Annotated in this window: 1 protein-coding gene; it reads left to right on the top strand. The window is 56.7% G+C overall.

Annotated features, from left to right (window positions below; genetic code table 11):
* On the top strand, positions 1-240 hold a 240-nt coding region (locus Q4563_RS22205), incomplete at both ends, for a 3,4-dihydroxy-2-butanone-4-phosphate synthase (RefSeq protein ID WP_303606083.1).

Genomic DNA, 240 nt, shown 5'->3' with positions numbered 1-240 from the left:
GATCATCGCTGCGACAGCCGTAACACCGGAAGCGATTAATTTTATGGCGTCCAAAGCGCGTGGACTGATTTGCCTGACACTGGACGAACAGCGCTGTGAGCAACTGGGCTTGCACGCCATGGTTGCCGATAATGGCTGTACTTACGGCACCGCATTTACCGTTTCGATTGATGCGGCCCAGGGCATCTCAACCGGTATTTCTGCCGCCGACCGTGCCCACACCATCCAGCTAGCGGTAGC

The sequence above is a fragment of the Gilvimarinus sp. 1_MG-2023 genome, assembly GCF_030548285.1.
Note: the sequence above shows the minus strand (reverse complement) of the source record. Positions and strands in the feature narration are given on the sequence as shown.